The sequence below is a fragment of the Sporosarcina sp. Y1009 genome, assembly GCF_057669865.1.
The window spans coordinates 1-21,604 of sequence record NZ_JBYHFO010000026.1; the positions used below are offsets into that span (position 1 = coordinate 1).

General features: G+C 37.2%; 20 protein-coding genes and 1 other RNA gene. 7 read left to right on the top strand and 14 right to left on the bottom strand.

From position 1 onward, the window contains the following. Nucleotides 1–115: 115 nt before the first annotated feature. Nucleotides 116–1,060, bottom strand: a complete 945-nt coding sequence (gene cyoE, locus AC25Y1_RS18640; protein ID WP_488149514.1) for a heme o synthase — start codon at nt 1,058–1,060, stop codon at nt 116–118. Nucleotides 1,061–1,295: 235 nt separating this feature from the next. Here cyoE and AC25Y1_RS18645 point away from each other — a divergent pair, with 235 nt between their 5' ends. The 5 genes from AC25Y1_RS18645 (at nt 1,296) to AC25Y1_RS18665 (ending at nt 4,220) form a co-directional block, all read left to right on the top strand. After that, the gene (locus AC25Y1_RS18645) at nt 1,296–2,039 is read left to right on the top strand and encodes a methionine ABC transporter ATP-binding protein (protein ID WP_488149515.1); all 744 of its coding nucleotides are present in this window, start codon (nt 1,296–1,298) and stop codon (nt 2,037–2,039) included. Then, complete coding sequence (locus tag AC25Y1_RS18650) at nt 2,032–2,694, top strand: methionine ABC transporter permease (protein ID WP_488149516.1); 663 nt, start codon at nt 2,032–2,034, stop codon at nt 2,692–2,694. Before AC25Y1_RS18645 ends, AC25Y1_RS18650 begins: the two co-directional genes overlap by 8 nt. An 18-nt stretch (nt 2,695–2,712) precedes the next feature. Beyond that, nucleotides 2,713–3,531 carry a MetQ/NlpA family ABC transporter substrate-binding protein gene (locus AC25Y1_RS18655; protein WP_488149517.1) on the top strand — a complete coding sequence of 273 codons (819 nt, stop codon included), beginning with the start codon at nt 2,713–2,715 and terminating at the stop codon, nt 3,529–3,531. A gap of 154 nt (nt 3,532–3,685) precedes the next feature. Then, complete coding sequence (locus AC25Y1_RS18660; RefSeq protein WP_488149518.1) at nt 3,686–3,988, top strand: YunC family protein; 303 nt, start codon at nt 3,686–3,688, stop codon at nt 3,986–3,988. 76 nt (nt 3,989–4,064) lie between these two features. Then, nucleotides 4,065–4,220: a DUF1540 domain-containing protein gene (locus AC25Y1_RS18665; protein ID WP_488149519.1), complete on the top strand. Its 156-nt coding sequence runs from the start codon at nt 4,065–4,067 to the stop codon at nt 4,218–4,220. Nucleotides 4,221–4,321: 101 nt separating this feature from the next. Here the strand turns inward: AC25Y1_RS18665 and AC25Y1_RS18670 are convergent, their stop codons facing one another. From AC25Y1_RS18670 to AC25Y1_RS18680, 3 genes are all read right to left on the bottom strand, one after another. Beyond that, entirely contained in the window at nt 4,322–5,296 is a 975-nt protein-coding gene (locus tag AC25Y1_RS18670) for a helix-turn-helix transcriptional regulator (RefSeq protein ID WP_488149520.1), read from the bottom strand. Next, entirely contained in the window at nt 5,280–6,065 is a 786-nt protein-coding gene (locus AC25Y1_RS18675) for a hypothetical protein (protein ID WP_488149521.1), read from the bottom strand. The genes AC25Y1_RS18670 and AC25Y1_RS18675 overlap by 17 nt, the downstream gene beginning before the upstream one ends. A gap of 155 nt (nt 6,066–6,220) precedes the next feature. Then, the gene (locus AC25Y1_RS18680) at nt 6,221–10,045 is read right to left on the bottom strand and encodes an AAA domain-containing protein (protein ID WP_488149522.1); all 3,825 of its coding nucleotides are present in this window, start codon (nt 10,043–10,045) and stop codon (nt 6,221–6,223) included. A 292-nt stretch (nt 10,046–10,337) separates the two neighbouring features. Here AC25Y1_RS18680 and AC25Y1_RS18685 point away from each other — a divergent pair, with 292 nt between their 5' ends. Next, nucleotides 10,338–11,159 (top strand): squalene/phytoene synthase family protein, encoded by an 822-nt coding sequence (locus AC25Y1_RS18685; protein ID WP_488149523.1) that lies wholly within the window; start codon nt 10,338–10,340, stop codon nt 11,157–11,159. 247 nt (nt 11,160–11,406) lie between these two features. Here the strand turns inward: AC25Y1_RS18685 and AC25Y1_RS18690 are convergent, their stop codons facing one another. From AC25Y1_RS18690 to AC25Y1_RS18700, 3 genes are all read right to left on the bottom strand, one after another. Beyond that, nucleotides 11,407–12,285 (bottom strand): patatin-like phospholipase family protein, encoded by an 879-nt coding sequence (locus tag AC25Y1_RS18690; RefSeq protein ID WP_488149524.1) that lies wholly within the window; start codon nt 12,283–12,285, stop codon nt 11,407–11,409. A 70-nt stretch (nt 12,286–12,355) separates the two neighbouring features. Then, the gene (locus AC25Y1_RS18695; RefSeq protein WP_488149525.1) at nt 12,356–13,042 is read right to left on the bottom strand and encodes an LrgB family protein; all 687 of its coding nucleotides are present in this window, start codon (nt 13,040–13,042) and stop codon (nt 12,356–12,358) included. After that, nucleotides 13,035–13,427 (bottom strand): CidA/LrgA family protein, encoded by a 393-nt coding sequence (locus AC25Y1_RS18700; RefSeq protein WP_488149526.1) that lies wholly within the window; start codon nt 13,425–13,427, stop codon nt 13,035–13,037. The genes AC25Y1_RS18695 and AC25Y1_RS18700 overlap by 8 nt, the downstream gene beginning before the upstream one ends. A gap of 111 nt (nt 13,428–13,538) precedes the next feature. On the opposite strand from AC25Y1_RS18700, the gene AC25Y1_RS18705 reads away from it, so the two are divergent. Further along, entirely contained in the window at nt 13,539–13,709 is a 171-nt protein-coding gene (locus AC25Y1_RS18705; RefSeq protein WP_488149527.1) for a hypothetical protein, read from the top strand. A gap of 61 nt (nt 13,710–13,770) precedes the next feature. Here AC25Y1_RS18705 and AC25Y1_RS18710 read toward each other — a convergent pair whose 3' ends face one another. From AC25Y1_RS18710 to hisS, 7 genes are all read right to left on the bottom strand, one after another. Continuing rightward, complete coding sequence (locus AC25Y1_RS18710; RefSeq protein WP_488149528.1) at nt 13,771–14,985, bottom strand: quaternary amine ABC transporter ATP-binding protein; 1,215 nt, start codon at nt 14,983–14,985, stop codon at nt 13,771–13,773. Then, nucleotides 14,982–15,842 (bottom strand): ABC transporter permease, encoded by an 861-nt coding sequence (locus AC25Y1_RS18715; protein ID WP_488149529.1) that lies wholly within the window; start codon nt 15,840–15,842, stop codon nt 14,982–14,984. The genes AC25Y1_RS18710 and AC25Y1_RS18715 overlap by 4 nt, the downstream gene beginning before the upstream one ends. A gap of 96 nt (nt 15,843–15,938) precedes the next feature. Then, the gene (locus AC25Y1_RS18720; protein WP_488149530.1) at nt 15,939–16,973 is read right to left on the bottom strand and encodes an ABC transporter substrate-binding protein; all 1,035 of its coding nucleotides are present in this window, start codon (nt 16,971–16,973) and stop codon (nt 15,939–15,941) included. A 264-nt stretch (nt 16,974–17,237) separates the two neighbouring features. After that, nucleotides 17,238–18,005, bottom strand: coding sequence for a tRNA threonylcarbamoyladenosine dehydratase (locus AC25Y1_RS18725; protein ID WP_488149531.1), 768 nt, complete (start codon nt 18,003–18,005; stop codon nt 17,238–17,240). Between the two features lie 207 nt (nt 18,006–18,212). After that, nucleotides 18,213–18,394, bottom strand: a non-coding RNA gene (ssrS, locus tag AC25Y1_RS18730) — 6S RNA. An 86-nt stretch (nt 18,395–18,480) separates the two neighbouring features. Then, nucleotides 18,481–20,244, bottom strand: coding sequence for an aspartate--tRNA ligase (gene aspS, locus AC25Y1_RS18735; protein WP_488149532.1), 1,764 nt, complete (start codon nt 20,242–20,244; stop codon nt 18,481–18,483). 21 nt (nt 20,245–20,265) lie between these two features. Continuing rightward, nucleotides 20,266–21,552 (bottom strand): histidine--tRNA ligase, encoded by a 1,287-nt coding sequence (gene hisS, locus AC25Y1_RS18740; protein ID WP_488149533.1) that lies wholly within the window; start codon nt 21,550–21,552, stop codon nt 20,266–20,268. Nucleotides 21,553–21,604 lie beyond the last annotated feature (52 nt).

Genomic DNA, 21,604 nt, shown 5'->3' on the forward strand with positions numbered 1-21,604 from the left:
TCATTAATTTTTCTTAAGTTGACGCGTATGGTCGCCACCCTGCACTCCAATCAACTAATACCAATATACTGAGTCAGTCATTCAAAAGATTATTAGTACTAAAAACAAACATAGCTTATCTACTAAAAACCGGAAGAGCAATATAAATCATCATTAAGAGAATAATTGTTAAATAATTTACAGAGTAGAGGAAAATAACGCGTGCCCATTTTATATCGTTTTTTGTATAGAATCCAGCAATACTTAAGCCTAAAAACAACAAGTTCAATAACGTGGATATAATTATAAAAGTATAGCCTAGTGAAGGTATTAAGAATGGCAGTGGAAGTAAACAAGCAACATAAACTGCGATTTGTCTTTTCGTAATTGCGAATCCACGAACCACGGGCAACATCGCAACGCCAGCCGCCTTATATTCGTCACATCTTCGAATTCCAATTGCAAAAGTGTGTGGGATCTGCCAAATAAACAAAAGAAGAGCTAATACAATTGGAACAATATGATAACTAGGTGCAATTGCTGCCCAACCAATTAACGGTGTCACTGCTCCTGAAACACTGCCAATTGCTGTATTTAATGTATATTTTCGCTTAGACCAAAAAGTATATAAAACAACATAAGTAATCCAGCCGATAAGCGCATAAACAATCGTTTCAAGCGTCGTGAAGAGTAAAATAAAAAAGCCAACCACCGATAATATAATACCAATTACGAGAACAGTTTTCATGGAAAAGTTTCCTGTAACGGTCGGCCGCTTCTGGGTTCTAGCCATTTCTCTGTCAAGATCGACTTCATACCAATTATTAAGTGTAAGCGCACCAGCAACTACCAGTGTGCTCCCAATGATTGTAATTAAAAATAACTTCCAGTGATCGCCAAATGAAGCATTTGTAAAATACAAAGCCAAACAAAAGCCAGTTAATACAGGAAGTACATTCGTTATTAATACAAGTCCTTTAAACAAAGAAATTAAATCCGTAATTATCATCGAGGCTTTATTTTCTTTTTGTAGATCTTTAGTTTTATAGTTTTGCATTGACGATATTTCAATTTTTTCCATCGGTGTCTCTCCTTAAATCCACGTTCGATTATAAAATCATCTTTATATATTACTTAATTTTACTACCACTATCGCATTAAAACAATGATTATGACACATTTTGAGATATCCAAAAAGTTCTGAATTATCATTAGTACTAACCAGGATTCAATGAGTACATTTCATGATTTAATTAATTTCACCTTATTCCTTTTCGTGATATAGTAAGCTGTGGAGAAAAGGAGGTCCCCCTTATATGATTGAACTCATTAATGTCGAGAAATCTTTCCAATCTGTGAAAGCTGTTCATCCCTTATCTTTAACAATTCATAAAGGTGAAATCCATGGCATTGTTGGAACGAGTGGTGCTGGAAAATCAACGCTAATAAGGATGATGAATTTACTGGAGAGACCTGATAATGGAACCGTTCGAGTAGGAGAACAATTGCTAACAAGTCTTCCTAATAAGGATTTACGAAAAGCGAGACAAAATATTGGCATGATTTTTCAACAATTTCAATTGGTTCTTAATCGAACAGTAGCTGAAAATGTAGAAATGCCACTTGAATTGGTTAAAATGCCAAAAAAAGACAGGGCAATTCGTATAGAAGAATGTCTTCGCTTTGTAGGTATTTCCGACAAAAAAGATGCCTATCCTGCCCAACTGAGCGGTGGACAAAAACAACGCGTTGCAATTGCCAGAGCATTAGCGAATAACCCGACTGTTCTCCTATGTGATGAACCCACTTCATCGCTTGATCCAAAAACAACGAATGAAGTTTTGCACGTATTACGTCATATTAAAGAGACGTTGGGTGTAACAATCGTCATCGTCACTCATGAAATGGATGTAGTAAAAAGCATTTGTGAACATGTTTCAATTATGAAAGACGGACAAATTGTCGATAGTTTCGCAATCGAACCACAGGGTTTACAAGATGATGTAGATTATTACATAGAAGATTTAAAAAGAATAGCGGTGATTAAACCTAATGGATAAAATCATTGAGTACCAATCAGAAATTTGGCTATCCATTGGAGAGACTTTTATTATGGTCGGGATTTCAATATTGGCGGCTGTCTTGGTTGGATTACCTTTAGGCACATATCTCTATTTAAGCAGACAAGGTAACTTGTATGAAAATAAAATATTGTTTACTATTCTTGATACCTTCGTAAATATTGTTCGTTCATTTCCATTTCTACTGCTAGTCGTATTTTTAATTCCATTTACTCGTTTTGTTATTGGAACGGCATTAGGAACGATGGCGGCAACGGTTCCTTTGTCCATTATTTCCATTGCTTATTATGCACGTTTGGTTGAACAATCATTGCTGGATATTCCTAAAGGGATTATCGAAGCAGCAATATCTATGGGTGCTTCAAAAGCACAGGTAATCTTTAAATTCCTGTATCGAGAGGCAAGATCTGGGCTCATTTTCGGATTAACAACGGCAACCATAAGTTTTGTATCCTATTCTACGATTATGGGGATAGTTGGTGGCGGCGGTGTCGGTGATTTTGCAATCCGTTATGGCTATCAACGTTATGAAACCGAGCTTATGGCATTCACAATTGTCATTATGATAATTCTTGTTCAAGCTATTCAAATTATCGGGACTAAAACTTCAAAAAAACTTGATAAAAGATCGTAAAAAAGGAGATTTTTATTAATGAAAAAATTAGTATTTCTTTTATTTGCTTCTGTTCTCGCACTTGCTGCATGTGGAACAGCAAATGAAGAAAAAGAAAATTCAACTGACCAATCTGAAAAAGTAACGAAAATTCGAGTTGCATCCCTTATTCCACCGATGACAGATATGTTGGAAATTGCAAAACCATTATTATTAGAAGACGGCATTGACATAGAAATTGTCGTTTTATCTGATAATGTACAGCCAAATAGTGCCTTAGCAAATAAGGAAGTTGATGCTAACTTTTTTCAACATCCCCCTTATATGGAACAATTTAATGAAGCGAATGATGCAAATTTAGTCGTTATCCAACATGTGTATCATGCGATTTTAGGTGCTTATTCAGATAAATATGACAGTATCGACAAGTTACCCGACGGTGCAACAGTCGCCATTCCTAACGACTCCTCGAATATGGCTCGTGCTCTGCAATTGATTGAAAAAGGCGGATTAATAACATTAAAAGACGGCGTTGGGCTTGAAGCAAGAGTAAAAGATATCATCGAAAACCCTAAGAATCTTAAATTTGTGGAAGTTGATTTATTAATGCTCGCAGCATCAATCAAAGATGTCGATCTTGTAACATTGCTACCCGCTTACGCAGAACCGCTTGGATTGACACCCGTAACTGATTCATTAATTGACGAAGGCGAATCAGCATTCCCAATTTCCTTAATGGCTCGTGAAGATAATAAAGATTCCGAGGCTATTAAAAAATTAGCTGAACATCTATCAGGTCCTGAAGTTCGAGCATTCCTAGAAGAGAAATTCTCTGACATCGCATTTCCAGCATTTTAATATAGTACTCAAATAATAATATTTCACTAAAAAATCGTTGAATTGCATGCCCATAAGTGGGTGCCGATTCAGCGATTTTTTCTTAAATCTGTTTGACGAGTTCACATGTTCCCTCTCCATGACATATCGTGAATGGAAAAGGAGTGATGATTCGTTGATGAGTTTAGAACCCATAACGATTGAAGGTAATGTATTTTTAGCCATTTCTGTCATTTTGCCCAAAACAAATTTGCTTGTGGTAACGAATGATAATGGTTATATTATGTGCGGTGCACTTGATGTTGCTTTATTAAATGAAAAATTGGCTGATCGCAAAGTGATTGCCGGAAGAGCTGTCGGCGTCAAGACAATCGAACAACTTCTTAACGCCCCACTTGAATCAGTCACCTACGAAGCCGAAGCACGAGGTATCTTGAAAGGAACCATTGGTAAAGATGCACTATTAAAAATGTTATAGCAAGCTATTTTACCTGCTCTGTTTATTCATTATTCCTTTCGTTTTGGGGATGATAAACACGAGGAGGTGTGAAGCTATGGGACAACGGATTTTATGCGAAGTCAGTAACTGCACTTATTGGGGCGACGGCAATAACTGTAATGCGAAGGTTATTTATGTTGTGGGTACACACGGTAAACAAGCCGCTGATAGTGAGGAAACAGACTGTAAAACGTTTAAACCTGAAGCTTAATTTCATATAACCTCTTAGTTTAAGTGCCAAGTCGCTTGTAAAAGACTTGGCATTCTTTTTAATTATCAAGTGGTTTGGTTGTTCTCTTTCCTATCGTGATTTTAATGATACTTTTCGTAAATAAGTTTCGACTCTTCTTTCATGCGCATAACTAAATTTTTAGGATGAATCACTTTTACCTGATGACCAAAGCGCATAAGCCATTGGACAAGTCCTTCACTCATGATTGCCTGGGTTTTCAATGTAAATAAGTCGGTATTTTTCACTTGAATATTTGCATCTCTTCCAAAGCGATCTATAACAACATTTATAAGCTTATTTGAAAACTCAACTTCTAAAGAAATCTGCTCCCCACCAAACATATGGAACATATTTGGTGTGTATTTTTTTAAATTAAAATCCGGATCCGGTGTAAAATGATCATCAATTACCCGAACGGACCGCATTCGATCGACTCGATATTGACGTACTTTCTTTTCAGGCATATATTCTGCGACTAAATAATAACGATCACTATTCCATACAAGTCCATATGGCTTAACTAAATAATCTTGTCCATCATTGCTCAAATGAAAGTTCAAATCTGTTCCATAACGACCATATTTGAATGCGACAACATGTCGATCTTGAATGCCGGTATGTAATTGTTCGACTACTTTTGTCACTTCTCCTAATTCATGCGCTTCATCGCTTACAACATATAACTCATTCTTTAATTGCTTTGCCACTCTTCGACTTGTTAATTTTCTAATCTTCATGATCAGGAGATTTGTATCTCTTTTTGGAATGAATTTTGCCGCACTTATTGCATCCATCAATAACCGAAGTTCATGAATTTCAAATAGACGACCGTCATAATGATAGTGTTTTTGCTTTCCGTTCTTTTCTTGAACTGCTTTTATCGGAAAAATATGAGCGTCTTCGAGTGCTAGCAAATCCTCCCGAACTGTTCCCATACCTACAGAAGCTTCATCGGGTAACAAAGCGTGAATATCTTGTAAAGTTTTCATGTCTTCATCATCTGTATATTCCCTTAGGATTGAAATCACTTCTAATAGTCTATCCCGAGATTTCATGAATTTTGTCTCCTTGTTGTTCTAAGTAAATTTCGCGCCATTGGATTCGTTCTTTTTCATTTAATTGGGCTTCGATGATCTCATCCCATTGATTGAGTAGTGCATTCCAAACACGTGCGTAGACTGTGTCTTCTTCTTTATTGTAGAGGCGAAATTCTAGACAAGATACAGCTATACTGCTTATTACGGATGTTGACTCAATCGCAGTGACAACGGTTTGGATTTTTCCGATGTTTGTTTCTTTACCTACATCTTTCAAAGCTTCAAGCAACTCATCTTCTTCCAGGTATGCAACTTCCCATTCCGGAAACTCTTCTTCATAGCGGTAGCTGTCTTCTGTTGTGTTCGTTTTATCAATTTCTCCGGGAACAATGGCCTGATGAACAGGACTGTAAATTCTTTCGACAGACGCTATCTCAGGTTCATGTTCATAAATGCCAGTTTCAAGTTGTTGGATGCCAAAAGCTGTTAACGCAAATCCATCCCCTTGTTTTTCGATCATCCGGGTGTTTTGCATCTTATTTAATAAATCTTGGATAAACAATGGGTCGACTAGAAGTATTCCAGCAAGATCATCCTTAGTTGTGTTTTTCATTTTTTGCATAGTGAGCAACATCATCTTCATCAAAATGTCCATCTTCGTCCTTGCAACAGTTTGGACTGAGATAGAAATGCGTTGAAGCGGCAATGCCCATGATAATGAATCCAACACCTTCACATTAAAATCCTGTTGTAGTTCTCTCATTAATTTTCTCTTTAATTCTTCCAACACGTCATCTCCTTATCCTGACAGCTGAACTCTGAACTGTGCTTTCCTGAGGGTGAGCTTGGAGCTAATGAAGGCACTGGAAAAAGTGTATTTTAGCTAGTTTTACTCTTAGAAACGAAATAACCAAGTAAAGCGGATGGAGCGTACTTACTCGGTTATGACTTGACTAAGCTATCCTTTAAACCATTCACCTTCTTGATGTCCTCCAACAACCGTCCATACATTTTCCGAGCTTTACTGTCTTTTGTTCGAACTGCAAACATTTCCGAACTCCCGACAATGATAAGCAGTTCCCTCGCACGTGATAAGGCGACATTCAAACGTCTGTAGTCTCGAGCAAAACCAATGTCTCCGCTTTTTTCTTGGTGATTTCGAACAAAGCTAAGGATGATAATATCCATTTCCATCCCTTGAAACTTGTCCACAGACCCAGTTCTACAATGCAAATGTTGAGGCATCAATTCTTGTTGGATTAAGCGGTCAATTCTTTTGACTTGTTCACCGTAAAAACTAATCACACCAACACTCTTTTTGAAGCTTTCGTCCAAAGTACCCTGCCTTTTTGAACTTTCAATAGAATGATCCAAATCCACTAGCAAGTCTTTCACCATTCTTAATTCTGATTGGTTATAACGACTCGTTCCGCCTGTTACTTTATTTTCAAAGTACGCTGGTTCATTGGGTGTATCAAACCACAGAAGATGGTCTTTTCTTTTGATTAAACGCGATTCAATTTTATGATCTCGTTCTTGATCAGAATCCGCGATGCCACATTGTAAACGATAATCTCCATCCTCATAAAAAGGCGTAATTGTCTCCATAATTGTTTCATGCATGCGGTATTGTATGCCGAGCATTGTCTTATTTTGCTTTGGTAAGGTTCTGAATAACCGTTCAAATAAGGATTCTTCTAAGAGCTTTTTGAGTTCGATTTTTTCTTGCCCATCAGATTCCTCTAAGAATTCTTCAACCGTTTCTTGACCTACTAATGGCGGCAACTGATGATGGTCTCCCACGAGTATAATTTTCTTCCCTTTTAACATAGGAAGTAGCAGTTCTGCTGGTGTTGCTTTTGAAACTTCATCAATAATGACAACATCGAAAACGGGATACTCCTCCATAAAATCACGTCTTGCCGATGCGACACAAGTAGTACCAATAACATTGGCATGTTCGACATATAATTTTCGGATTTCATCCAAATCATGTTCTGTAGCTTCTTTCAATATGGACAACCACTCTGTTTGAAGTTCATTGGTAAGCGGTAAACGTTCTTTTTCTTTATGTATCTCTTCCAGTTTTTTTGAAAGTTGAGCAATCGCTACAAGTGTTTCATCATACTGTTCCTTTGGATTCTGATCGACGATTTTTTTCAGTTTTTGTAGTTGAAGTTCCATTTCTGCATAATTTTCTTTTACCTGTTTTAAATGACGATGATTTAATTGAAGCATCTCAGTACTACTCTTCAACTTATTCACTTCAGATACCTTTGTAGTTTTATATTTTTCCAAGTCTTTTACATGCTGCTTATAAGATAATTGACGTTTTTCAAGTTCCTGATAGTTTTTTTCGATTTGGTTCAATTCGCTTTGAATCACCTCAATTGAACTGTTTTCATCAACGAATTCAAGTTCATTCCTCATTTCTGAGCGCTGATTCTTAAGTTTCGTCAAATCCGTTTCATAATTTTTTCTAGTCTCTTCTAATTCATCAATTTCTTGATTCGTGTTTGTCATACGATGTTCTATCGAGTGTATTACATCAATTTTGATGGCTTCAAATAAGTTTTTTGTATTTTCTACTTGCGCGATTTGCGATTTTGCGTATGCCCTTCTTTCGAGAAGCACTCCAAATGCTATCCCTAACTTCTCTAAATACTCATATCTTTCAGCAGAGTAATGCCTGGAAGTTAGTGCTTGCTTGACGGATGGTTGCACTAAAAATCGGCCGACTTTATTAATTTGTTCATGAATATCCTCTACCTTGTAATTCTTGTTCTGCCTGCCAACTTGTTGATTAGGCTTTAAAAATCCATTTTCAGCCAAACTTTTCTCGACAGTTCCAATAGCGATATCTAGCCGTTGAATCAGTTCAGACCATTCACTATAACTGTCATCAGGCTGATTCAATTTAATCATGTCAATCATTTTATTTAATTCTGTAATTCTTTCATTTATCGAGTCTGGAGGCATAAAGCCGATTGACGATGATTTCTCTAGCAGGTCATTTATTTTTTTGACTGCTTTTGCTTCCAGTAGAAAGGATTGAAACTGTAGGAGACTATTTGTAGTAGTCGTTAGCTTATGCTCGACGTCTGACAGTACGTTAGCCTTCTCTTCGATTTGCTGAAGTGTCTGATGGTACCTGATGCGGTTGTAATACAAGTTTAATTGACCTTGATAATCTGCCATTTGATCGACAATTTCTTGCTCATTTGAATCATGTAGACTTTCTTCAATGCGAACAATTGTATCCGTTAACGATTCAATTGAGTTCGTCAATAAGTTGCAAGACGCTTCATCATCATTTCCTTCAGCCATTAATTTATCTTTTTCTGTCATTAATGTTGCGAATTGGCTTTCTAGTTCAATGTACTCTTCAACAGCGATTTCTCTCAACTTAATTTGTTCCTCTAGTTGAGTTAATGCTCGTTGATAATTCTCTAATTCATTTTCCCCTTGTGCCCAATCAGTTTCTAATTTGGCTGCGTATGTTGAACGTGCTTGTAATTGTTCTTGAACTGATTGCTCAGTTTGCTGTTTCCAATTTAGCGCAACATTTTCTTCGATAAATTTTTTACCTTCTTCTTCAATGCTATCTGTTCGACCATAACGTAAAATTCGAATATCTTGATGGGACAATAATCGGCCAAGTGCGTTATCTACCGCCAAATTTGCTTGCGATGCTACGAGTGTTCGTAAACCAGCTTTGACATTTTGTTGACAAATTTCAGAGATAACGGTTGTTTTACCTGTACCCGGTGGACCTTGAATTACATATAGATCATTTGAGGTCATTGCCCCAGTCACTGCTTCTTTTTGGAATTCGTTGAGTTGATTATGAAATTCAAGGTCTTGCGTCTTTTTTGATATCCTGACGACTGGACGTTCTTCAAATAGAATCTTTTCCAAATTTGCATTCGCTGCAAGACCGTCTTGTAAGTCTTTAAAACCTTTTCTCAACCGTTTTACTTGACTTAGTTCAGAAAAGTTACTGAAAGTGATTTCTTTAGAAGTCCATGGTTTCCATTCATTTTTTCTCGCTAGTTCTTGATGTTTTCGGTTCAATTCTATTTCTACAATTTTCTTGGATCGATTCGTATTGATGACTGTTCCAATTTCATTTTGTGTTCCTTTTATCTTGACAGAGAATTTAGTAATTGAACGCCACTCATGACTTTTCAGACCAGAACAGACGATTTGGAGCTTATTGAAATCTGCGTTAATACTCGCGCCGGTATAGGTTGATGTAATATCCGCAATATCCGCGTTCTTTTCTTGTATGGCTAAATAGCCTTCCCAGCTAGAAATTCTTTTCGCAACATATTCAGAACGCTCTTGAGCAATAGGTAGTTCTCGAAGACGCGTATATAATTCAACTGGCATTGGAACAGCGAAACGTGAATTAAGATTAAATTTTAATCGGACGGCCAAACGCCGATTTGTTCGAACCGGTTCTCTTCTGCCACGAACATGGAAACCTGTTGCTAAAAATCCATCGTTTTTATAAATGCATTCCATTACCGCAACGCGGTTATCAATTTTCTTGGCTAACTCCAGGTTTGTTTCATTGTCAAAGAAAATTGAAAACGATAGATTTCCATGTTTGTTTTCTGGTCTTTTTTCTATATGAATATCAAATGCACCCTGCATTGAAAAAAAGCTTTGTTCATTCTTCACGAATTTCATCATACTGTTTCGTGCATTATTCGTAATCCCTAAATTGCATTGCATGTTTTGTAGGGGTAATTCGTAATTCATGTGCATCCTACTTTCTACTACTGCTCAAACTGACTTGTAAAAATATCGTTTAAGCGGTTATCCTTCGTGCAGTACAAGTCAATGCCTGTCCAGCATAATTGTACTTTTCAATAATATATATATGTTCTCGATTTAAAATCCATCTTTAAGTATAGTGTACTTTCACAATGTTGTTAAGCATATTCGCATTTAAGTACTGTAGTCTGATATAATTAACGAAACACTAAATCTGAAACTTTCCTGTTTAATTGAACGTAAAGAAAGACGTGTAAAAGTGAGAGGGGTTATCTAAGTGAGCGTTGATGCTAAATTACAAAAAGAAGCCATGCAAGTATTAAAACTAACGAGTAGGACATTCAATATTCCCATTAAATTATTAAATCCGGTCTTGAGGAATATTGTTGGTTCAGCTTATTTATGCATGCGTGCAATTGACGAAATTGAAGACCATGAAGAATTAGATTCAGAAACAAAACAACATCTTTTAATAACAACAAGCAACTTATTACGATCGGATTTTGATAATCATACATATAAAGAACTTATACAGCCTTATGCCCACGTATTACCTGAAGTAACGTTAAGGCTCGGAGACTGGCTAACCATTTGTCCAGTAAAGTATTTAAATAAAGTTCAAAAATCGACGAGCATCATGGCGGGCGGAATGGCCAAATGGGTCGAAAAAGACTTTATTGTAAATACAAAAGAAGATTTAGATGAGTATACATATTATGTTGCAGGTTTGGTAGGCGTCATGTTGTCTGATATCTGGGAGCTGTTTGACGGTACGGAAACAGACCGCGAATTGGCGATAGCCTATGGACGCGGTTTACAAGTTGTCAATATGGTGCGTAATCAGGACGAAGATGCAGAGCGTGGCGTGAATTTCATACCTGATGGATGGACACGTGCTGATATGTTTGCATATGCCCAAGAAAACTTGGATCTTGCCCAAGCTTATATCGATTCAATCTCAACAAAAAACATTTTACTGTTTTGTAAAATTCCCCACGCATTAGCGAAACGAACACTTAAAGCTTTAATAAGTGGTAAAGAAAAAATGGATCGCTTTGAAGTGGAAACGACTGTAGATGAAATCTTACAGGAAGATTAATTAACTGGTCCATTATTCTATAATCGTTGGATTGGCATATTACAGGAATTAGTGTGGCTAATTATTACATTAATTCCTGTAAATAATTGCTAATTGCAACGTTTTTTTTCATGGGAAATTTCAACGCATGATTAGTTCATCAATACTGTGACCACGATACCTAAAATGATTCCGACGACAATTGTTGCACCGAATAATACGATCCGTTTCAATTCGCCATCCCTTCATTTATTGTTATATTGAAGAATCACCACATTTTCAAAAATAGTTCAGTTCGCGCTCGCCCAATTTCAATTAGTTCTTGTTTCGTTTTTTCATCCAAATCAAATTGAGTAGCACTATAGTTTTCCACTGGTATGAATACAATGTTCTTTTCATGTTTTCTAGAAATGTATTTTTCATCATGTGCATTTTTCATCGTTGAAAATAAGGCTTCGAATAATTGAATGGCATTTTTAATGTCACGCCCCTCTATTTCATCTTGGCTTCTGCTTAATTTCAACCCAAGCACTGGGCGGTCTGTTTTCCCATTATCGTTATCGAAAATCCACATAGGAAAATTACTTAATACGCCCCCGTCAACAACAATTGTTTCTCCAGAACCAATTTTCAGACGTACGGGTTCAAAGAAAAAAGGAATACCACAACTCATCCGAACTGCTCGCGCAACTGGAAAGGTATCTTCTACAATCCCGTAACGATCTAAATCATCTGGTAGCACCATTATCCTGCCGTTGGTTAGATCAGATGCAACGATCTTTAATGAGCCTTTTGGTAAATCAGAAAATGAGTAAACACCTTTATCTGCCAATTTTTCTAAGAACCACTTTTCCAATTCCTTTCCTTGATACAACCCCAATCGAAAGTAAAGATGAATCCATTTTAAGAATGGAATGGGTAGTTTCGATAACCTAGAATCTAATAATTTTGTTAGATCCAACTCATCTAACAAACCTTCAATTTCTTTGGCAGTATATCCTGCAGCGATAAAACTAGCTATGATTGCACCAGCACTCGTTCCGGCTACACTTGTAAAACGATATCCTTTTTCTTCTAATACTTGATAGGCACCGACCAATGCAAATCCTTTCAACCCGCCACCTGAAAATACACCGTCTATTAACAAAGACTACCCTCCTTATTTATGGTGGTAGTCTAATGTAAGTGTTTCAATCTTCGTGTAGAACCATTTGTCATTATAAAAACAATATAAATAATGGACCTACGGCTGATCCAGCAATGGCACTTAACGACATTGAGACCGATGCCATCGATAAAGAAAGTTCACCGTATTCTGTTGATTTGGCGACACCTAATGCATGGGAAGCACTGCCTAAAGCAATTCCTTTACTAAGCGGACTTTCTATCCGTGTGTATTTCATCACAATTGGTCCTAGAATGACACCACTAAATCCCGCAATCATGACAAATGCTGCCGTAAGCGATGAGATGCCACCTAGCGTTTCGCTTAGTTGAATTGCAACTGGCGTTGTGATCGACTTTGGTAGAACTGAGTGGATAATTTCATCATTAAAGCCAAATAACTTCGCAAATAATAAAATACTGCCCATAGCCGTGATTAAACCCGTTGCAATTCCTAATCCGACCGCACGAATATATTTCTTCACGATTTTCCTTTGATTATAGAGTGGATAAGCTAATGCTACGACAGTTGGACCTAAGAATAATTCAATCCACTGACCGCCGACCATATATTTTTCATAGGAAACATTAAATAATAGAAGCGCTAAAATGATAATGACTGTCGAAGTTAGCACAGGATGTAAAATTGCAATTGAGAAACGTGCGTAAGTCATCCGCATTAAGAAAAAGATGATGACAGTTCCAAATAAGACGATTATGGTTAATAAAAGGCTATTCATTAGGCTGTCCCTCCTTTTCTCGCATCTTTTTCTCGAATCGTTGACTAGTATAGCCTGCAACAATCATAGTCAAGAAAGTACTCACCATAATGAGTATGATTAAAAGAACGCCTTTGCCAGACAAAAAGTCAGGATATTGAATAATACCAACTGTTGCTGGTATGAAGAATAGTGGTAAAATGACTAAAACAAAACCTGCACCTTCTTTTATGAATCTTTCTGGAATGATTTTAAAATACAAACATAAAAACAGCATAACTAAACCGACTATGCTTCCGGGTATTGGTAATTTCAAAAACGTAGAGATAACATCTCCTAAATAAGTAAAAACAAATAGTCCCAAAATTTGTAGAAGTACAATAGACCATTTTAGCAATTTCTTCATACAACATGCCCTCTCTACATTCAAAATACCTATCATTATATTACTTTACCATAAAAGAGTAGTGAATAATTATTTAGAAGACAAAGTGGGACGAATGATAGTAAAGACGAGATGATATTAGTTCCGACATACGCTATATCGTTACTAATCGCAGAAGCCAGCAGACATGATGACTTTATCATTCAAGAACCCATAGATGCAGTTTCAAGAGCTGTCAGTGATGCTGCGGTAACAACAGGGGTTACGCAGTTAATCCCAAAACACTTAAAAATAACGAATTAAAAAAGTACAGGAAGAATGTATATCATTCTCTCCTGTACTCTCATTGATTTTTTGATACAGATTACTCTATAATTATGTCTTCTTCAGAACTATTTCCATTGTCATCGATTAGGCTTGCTAAGACATTTACTCTCAAAATAATTCCTTTAATCCGTTTATCCTCATCTATAACTACGATTGGATATTTCGAGTCCAAAGCTTTTGGAATAATATCTTGTACATACTCATCTGGCGACACTGTATTGACGTCTTCCAGCAATATTTCCTCAAGTGTTTTTTTATGTTTTAAGCCATCGATTGCACCGTCAATCGTAACGATTCCTTGTAGACGACGTTGTCGGTCTGTAACGAATACGCTTGAAAGACCATTTTCTTGCATCGTTTTAATCGCCACATTCACCCCGTCTTTAAGAGATAATAATCCATGTGGTCGAATCATAATATGCTCAGCTTGTAAAATTTTCGAACGATCAATATCCCGTATAAATTCACTGATGTATTGGTTGGCTGGTTGATCTAATATCTCTTCAGGTGTTCCGACTTGTTCAACTTTACCATCTTTCATAACCGCTACACGGTCACCAATTTTAAATGCTTCATTCACGTCATGTGTGATAAAGACAATCGTTTTTTGCAAACGGTTTTGCAAATCGATTAACTCTAACTGCATTTCACGGCGTATTAAAGGATCAAGCGCACTGAAAGGTTCATCCATTAAAAGAATGTCTGGATCATTAGCTAATGCTCGTGCAATGCCCACACGTTGTTGCATCCCGCCGGATAGTTCGTCGGGGAACTTATCTTCCCAACCTTTTAAACCGACAAGTTCTAAGTGGTGCTGAGCAATTTTAGTTCTTTCCGCTTTTTCCATCCCTTTAATTTCAAGACCATATTCAATATTACTTAAAATAGTTCGATGACTAAACAAACCAAAATGTTGAAAAACCATCGCGATTTTTTCTTGACGATACTTCTTTAATTTTTGTGAATTGAATGTAGTAATGTCTTCCCCGTCTACGAATATGGAACCCGCAGTTGGTCGATTCAGCATATTTAAACAACGAATCAATGTCGATTTACCACTACCTGAGAGACCCATGATAACAAAGGTTTCCCCTTCCATAATATCCATTGAAGCGTCATATACACCTACTGTATGGCCAGTCTTTTCTAAAATCGAGGTTTTCGATTCCCCTTTTTCGACCATCGAGATGATTCGTTTAGGGCGTGGCCCAAAAATTTTAGTAACATTTTCGACCTTCATTTTAATCGTCATGCTGCATCCCCCCTTTGTTTCTGTAAGCGGTCTGCAATTCCACCGGTAATCCGGTCAATAATGATTGCTAAAAATACGATACTTATACCCGCCTCAAATCCCAAGGAAATGTCAATACGGTTAATCGCGTAAAGTACACGTTCGCCTAGTCCTTGTGCACCTACCATAGAACCGACAACAGCCATTGCTAGTGCCATCATTGTCGTTTGGTTTACACCAGCCATAATTGTTGGAAGCGCTTGAGGCAATTGTACTTTAGTTAGCATTTGCATAGTTGACGATCCGAATGATTGAGCGGACTCAACAACTTCTCTGTCAACATTTCGAATTGCCAATTCGGTTAACCTCATAACTGGAGGCATTGCGTAAATGATTGTTGCGATTACTGCTGGAACGTTACCTAATGGGAAAAAGAAGATAACGGGAATTAAGTAAACAAAAGTAGGCATTGTTTGCATGGCATCGAGAATTGGCCGCATAATTGTTGAAAGTATATTATTAAATGCCATTAAAACACCAAACGGTATTCCTATAGCTAATGAGAGAATTACGGAGATTAATACAATCGCTATCGTTGTCATCGTTTCAGGCCATAAATCAAAAGATCCGACCATGAACATGAAAAAACCAAAAAGCAAGCCGCCTGATAGTTTTGTAAAATACCATCCTACTAATACAATAACAACAATGAAAACCCACCATGGAATTGAAAGTAAAGTGGATTCTATTCCTTTAATAGATGAAGATGTAATGAAGAAAATAAAATCAAATAGTGCTTGAAAATTATCAGCTAAAAAGTCGATGAAACTCTCTACGACATCTCCAATTGGTATACGTACATTTGGAAAATCTATCATAAGTTGGGACTGCATGATACAGTCACTTTCACACCCCGATTAATAAAGTAATGGGGAAAGTGAGTTTTTCACTCACTTTCCATTTAACTTTTCATTTTATTTCAATGCTGTTTTTACTTTTTCTGCAATTTCATCTGAAACCCAAGCTGTCCAAATGTCTTCATTCTCTTTTAACCACCATAGGGCAGTTTCATCTTCGTCAGCTTCAGTTTCTTCCATGAATTCAAGCATATCTTCTGTTATATCATTACTAGTTTTATAATTCTTTAAGAACTCAACAACGTCTTCTGCTTGTGTCATGAAATCTTTATGAACCGCAACAACAACATCGTTCGGTGCGAATTCTGTTCCTTTGTTTTCATTCCAAATATCTTCATCGTAAGGGTGATCTTCAAGTAGGGTTAAATCATATCTTGCCGTTACCCATGTTGGAGACCAATAATAACCAACCCATGGTTCACCTTTTGAATAAGCGCCGACTAAAGATGCAACAATTGCAGAATCCGAACCTGGCGCTAAATAGTTAAATGTTTCATCAAGACCATACGTTTCAATTTTTTCTGCTAAATGTTCACTTACAGCCCAGCTTGATGGGGCACCGACAATACGTCCTTTATCCCTATCTTCTGGATCCTGGAAGAGTTCTGGGTATTTCGCTAAGTCTTCGACTGTCTTTAAATCAGGTGCAACAGCTTCAATACCTTTTTCTTCATCGCCTTCAATTACATAAGTGGGTACGTACAGTCCTTGTGTGTTGTCATCAAAATTCGTGGATAGTTTAACGATTTTCTCTTTTTCAATCGCTTCATCATAGACATCTTTAACGTTATCTGTCCAAATTTCCATATAAACGTTAATGTCGCCTTTTTCTAACGCTTGTATCGTTGCAGCAGTCGTTCCGTTGGTTACGTCTGTTTCATAACCATAACCTTCTTCTACGATAAATTGTGCGATACTATTATGAACACGGATACTATCCCAACCTGCATCCGCGAATGTAATCACCTCAATACTATCTTTACTTGTACTTGCTCCACATGCTGATAGTAAAACGATTAAACTAACTGAGAATAACAGCGCTATTTTGCGCATATCAAATCCAAACCCCTTTAATATATTTTTCCGAATCAATGACTGTACAACGCCCTCCCTCTGTTAATCTTTAAATCATTAAATTCAGATATGTTTTTCATCATACCAGACTCTAAATTTCATAACAAACCAAATTCTGTAAAAATCGAATTAAATAAATTCTTGTAAAGTCCTGGTATGGTGCGTAATGCCTCTATACCCCGCATTGGTGAAAATTAATCAATCTTTTTTATATTTCTTTTTTCTTAACAACAAAAAACCTTCATTTTGTATAAAATGAAGGTTTTTTAATAAATATATAGATTAAATTCTATCTTTTATACGTTGTATTGGAATATCTGCAACAATATCATTCATAACCCAACTGGCACAAACTAGACCGGCAACTGATGGGACAAATGCATTAGAAGCTGGTGGCATTTCCGCTTTTCGAATCGGCGCGTTCGGTTTACCGACGGTATCGACAACATCTTCACGGATTACCACAGGACTTTCGTCGGAAAAGACAACTGGTAGTCCTTTCGATATACCAGCTTTTCGCAAACGTAAACGAATCACTTTTGCTAAAGGATCAGTATGTGTTTCTGATATATCTGCAATTTGTAAACGCGTGGGGTCCATTTTATTGGCAACACCCATGCAGGCAATGATTTTAATATTTCGTTTGATACATTCCTGTGCAAGATGTATTTTATAGCTTATCGTATCTGAAGCATCAATGACGTAATCAGGCTTGTAACTATAAAACTCTTCTGCTGTTTCTTCTGTATAAAACATATGAAGGGAAATGACTTCACATTCTTTATTAATATCTGAAATTCGTTCTTTCATCACTTCGGCTTTCGAACGACCTACTGTCGATAGATAAGCCACAAGTTGTCTATTTATATTGGTTACGTCAACATCGTCTTTGTCAACGAGAATTATGCGGCCAATTCCGCTTCTAGCACAAGCTTCTGCAGCAAAAGAACCAACGCCGCCTACCCCTAATATAGCGACTGTTTTATCACGCATGCGATTGACGCCTTCTTTTCCAATAGCTAATTCATTTCGTGAAAATTGATGCAACAAACGAAACTCCGCCTTTCAAGTAATTAAAGTTTATTTTCCACAAACAAAAGCGCTAGATTCTCGTCTATAACTCGAGCATCCCGCGCGTAGAGCTTAAAATTCTATATTTATAATCGTAATCTACTACTTGTTCATAATTTAAAAATTTCTAAACAAGTAAAAACCTCTCCGCAAATTCTCCGGAGAGGATTAAGTTTCTTTAAAAAGACGAATCCCAAATATGCCGTCTTTGAAGTTATCGTTTTGAGCCCGCACTCGGCAGGTGGGTGTCCTATCCAACTGTTCTGACGTCCCCTGAGAGGCATGTCATCCGAATTGAAATGTGAACTCCCTACGATAGAAATGTTCGGTCAAAACTAAAGGACAAATAACGAACACTTCAGGATTCGTATTACTAATAGATTACCACAATTTAATAGAGAGTTCAATCATTTTAGTAGATTTATTTCTGAAAGATGCAAATCTTTTAGAAATTTTACTTTTCGACAGTCTTAATGCCAAGCTCAGCAAGTTGACGATTATCTACACGATCAGGTGCTGAAGTCAGTAAATCGCTTGCGCTTGCTGTTTTTGGAAATGCAATTGTATCTCTCAGATTTGTTGCACCAGATAAGATCATGACGATGCGGTCAAGTCCGAATGCAATTCCACCATGAGGCGGCGTTCCATATTCAAATGCGTCAAGTAGGAAGCCAAATTGTTCTCTAGCGTCTTCGACAGTAAAGCCAAGTGCTTTAAACATTTTTTCTTGAAGCTCTCGTTGGTAAATGCGCAGTGATCCCCCACCTAGTTCATATCCATTTAAGACAAGGTCATAAGCTTGTGCTTTTACTTTGCTAGGATTATTTACTAACTCTTCTTCGTCAGCAGGCATAGTGAATGGATGATGGGCAGCAGTATAACGTCCTTCTTCTTCGTTATATTCGAATAATGGCCACTCCGTAACCCATAGGAAATTGAATTTTGACTCATCGATCAGTCCGCGCTCTTTACCAATTTTTACGCGAAGTGCACCTAATGCATCTGCAACAACATTCTTTTTATCGGCAACGAATAAAAGAAGGTCCCCTGCTTCAGCGTTTGCAGCTTGTTGTAAGGAATCTGCTAGTTCACCTTCAAAAAATCTTGCAATTGGACCAGTAAGACCTTCTTCAGTGACTTTCAACCAAGCGAGTCCTTTTGCACCGTATAATGCTGCATATTCACCTAATGCGTCAATATCTTTACGGGTATAATTATCTGCACCGTTTTTAACATTAATAAGTTTTACTTGCCCGCCTGATTCAACCGCTCCACTAAACACTTTAAATGGTGCTTCTTTTACGACTTCTGAAACATCCGTTAGTTCCATTTCAAAACGTGTATCAGGTTTGTCAGAACCGAAACGTGCTATTGCTTCATCATAAGGAATTCGTTTGAAAGGTGTTTCAACATCAATTCCTTTAACGTCTTTCATCACTTTTTTCATGAGTCGTTCATTCAATTCGATAATTTCTTCAATTGACATGAAACTCATTTCCATATCAATTTGTGTGAATTCAGGTTGACGGTCCGCACGCAAATCCTCATCTCGGAAACAACGCGCGATTTGGTAATACCGATCAAAACCAGAAACCATTAATAACTGCTTAAATAATTGCGGTGATTGCGGGAGTGCGTAAAACTCCCCTTCATGTACTCTGCTTGGAACTAGATAATCCCTTGCCCCTTCTGGTGTAGATTTCGTTAGAATTGGTGTCTCTACTTCCAGGAATCCTTCATCATCTAAGAAATTCCGAATCGTCTTCGTAATATCTGAACGCAATTTAAATGTTTTAGCTAGTTTTGGACGACGTAAATCTAAATACCGATATTTTAAGCGTACTTCCTCACTCACATCTGTTTCATCTTCAATTTGGAAGACTGGCGTTTTAGCTTTATTAATAATCGATACTTCATTTACTTTTATTTCAATAGAACCTGTTTTCAAATTCGGGTTCTTTTGCTTTTCCTCACGTGCGATTACTTCACCTGTAATACTAATTACGTATTCACTACGGATGGTTTCAGCAATTTCAAGTGCTTCTTGTGAAAAAGTTGGATTGAATACAGCTTGCACAATCCCAGAACGATCCCGAAGATCAATAAAAATTACTCCTCCAAGATCTCGTCTGATTTGAACCCACCCTTTTAAGGTCACTTCATTTCCTATATCTTGTTCTGTTACATCGCCGCAATAATGTGTTCGTTGTTGTTGCATTGCTGTCATCCGCCTTTCAATTTACAATGAATTATCCAATGTTAAAATTGCATGTAGCTCTTGGACTAAGCTTTGTGTAGAAACTTTATTTTGTGAACGATCCGCCATATTTCGAAGCATGACAACATCTTCGGCTACTTCATCTTCTCCGATGACAACAACCGTTTTTGCTTTAAGTCGATCGGCTGACTTCATTTGGGCTTTCATTTTACGATCCATATAATCCATATCTGAACGAAGTCCACTATTTCTTAGTTGACTGAGTAATTGAACTCCGACACGTTTTGCTTTATCGCCTAATGTGACGACATAAACGTCTAGATTAGGTTCTTCTTCAAATGACTTTCCTTCTGCTTCAAGCGCAAGAAGAAGACGTTCGATACTCATTCCAAATCCAATACCTGGTGCAGAAGGACCTCCGATATCTTCAGCAAGTCCATTATATCTTCCACCACCACATAACGTTGTAATCGCTCCAAAACCAGCTGACGTGCTCATAATCTCAAATGCAGTATGATTATAATAATCTAGGCCACGAACCAGTGTAGGGTCAATTTCATAGTCAATTTCTGCATCGTCAAGATAACTGATAACTTCTTTAAAATAAGCCGCTGATTCATCATTTAAAAAATCAGCAAGTGAAGGTGCAGATGCGATTAATGGATTTTCTGTATCGACTTTACAATCCAAAATTCGAAGTGGGTTTTTTTCTAGTCTTGACTTACAATCGGTACAAAATTCTTCTATATGAGGATTAAAATGTTCAATAAGCGCTTTTTTATGTGCAGCTCTACACTCAGTATCGCCAAGTGAATTAATAACCAGTTTTAAATCGGTTAAACCTGCACGTTTATAAACATCCAAGGCCAAGGCAATTACTTCAGCATCGATCGCTGGATCATTACTGCCGATTGCTTCAACACCAAACTGAACGAATTGACGATATCTACCTGCTTGTTGTCGTTCGTAACGGAACATTGGGCCTGTATAATAGAGCTTTACTGGTTGGTCGGGATAGCCAAACATTTTATGTTCAACAAATGAACGAACTACTGGAGCAGTTCCTTCAGGTCGTAATGTCATTGAGCGATTTCCCTTGTCTGTAAATGTATACATTTCTTTTTGAACAACGTCTGTTGTTTCACCTACAAGTCGTTGGAATAACTCCGTTTGTTCGAATATCGGAGTACGTATTTCTTTATATTGGTACAATTTACAAACGTCATTCATTATTTTTTCAACTTTTTGCCACTTCCATGTTTCAGAAGGTAATATATCCTGTGTTCCTCTCGGCACTTTAAAATTCATGATCTATTCTCCTTTGCTGCTTTACTCTTTCTAAAAAACAAAAAAAGCCCCC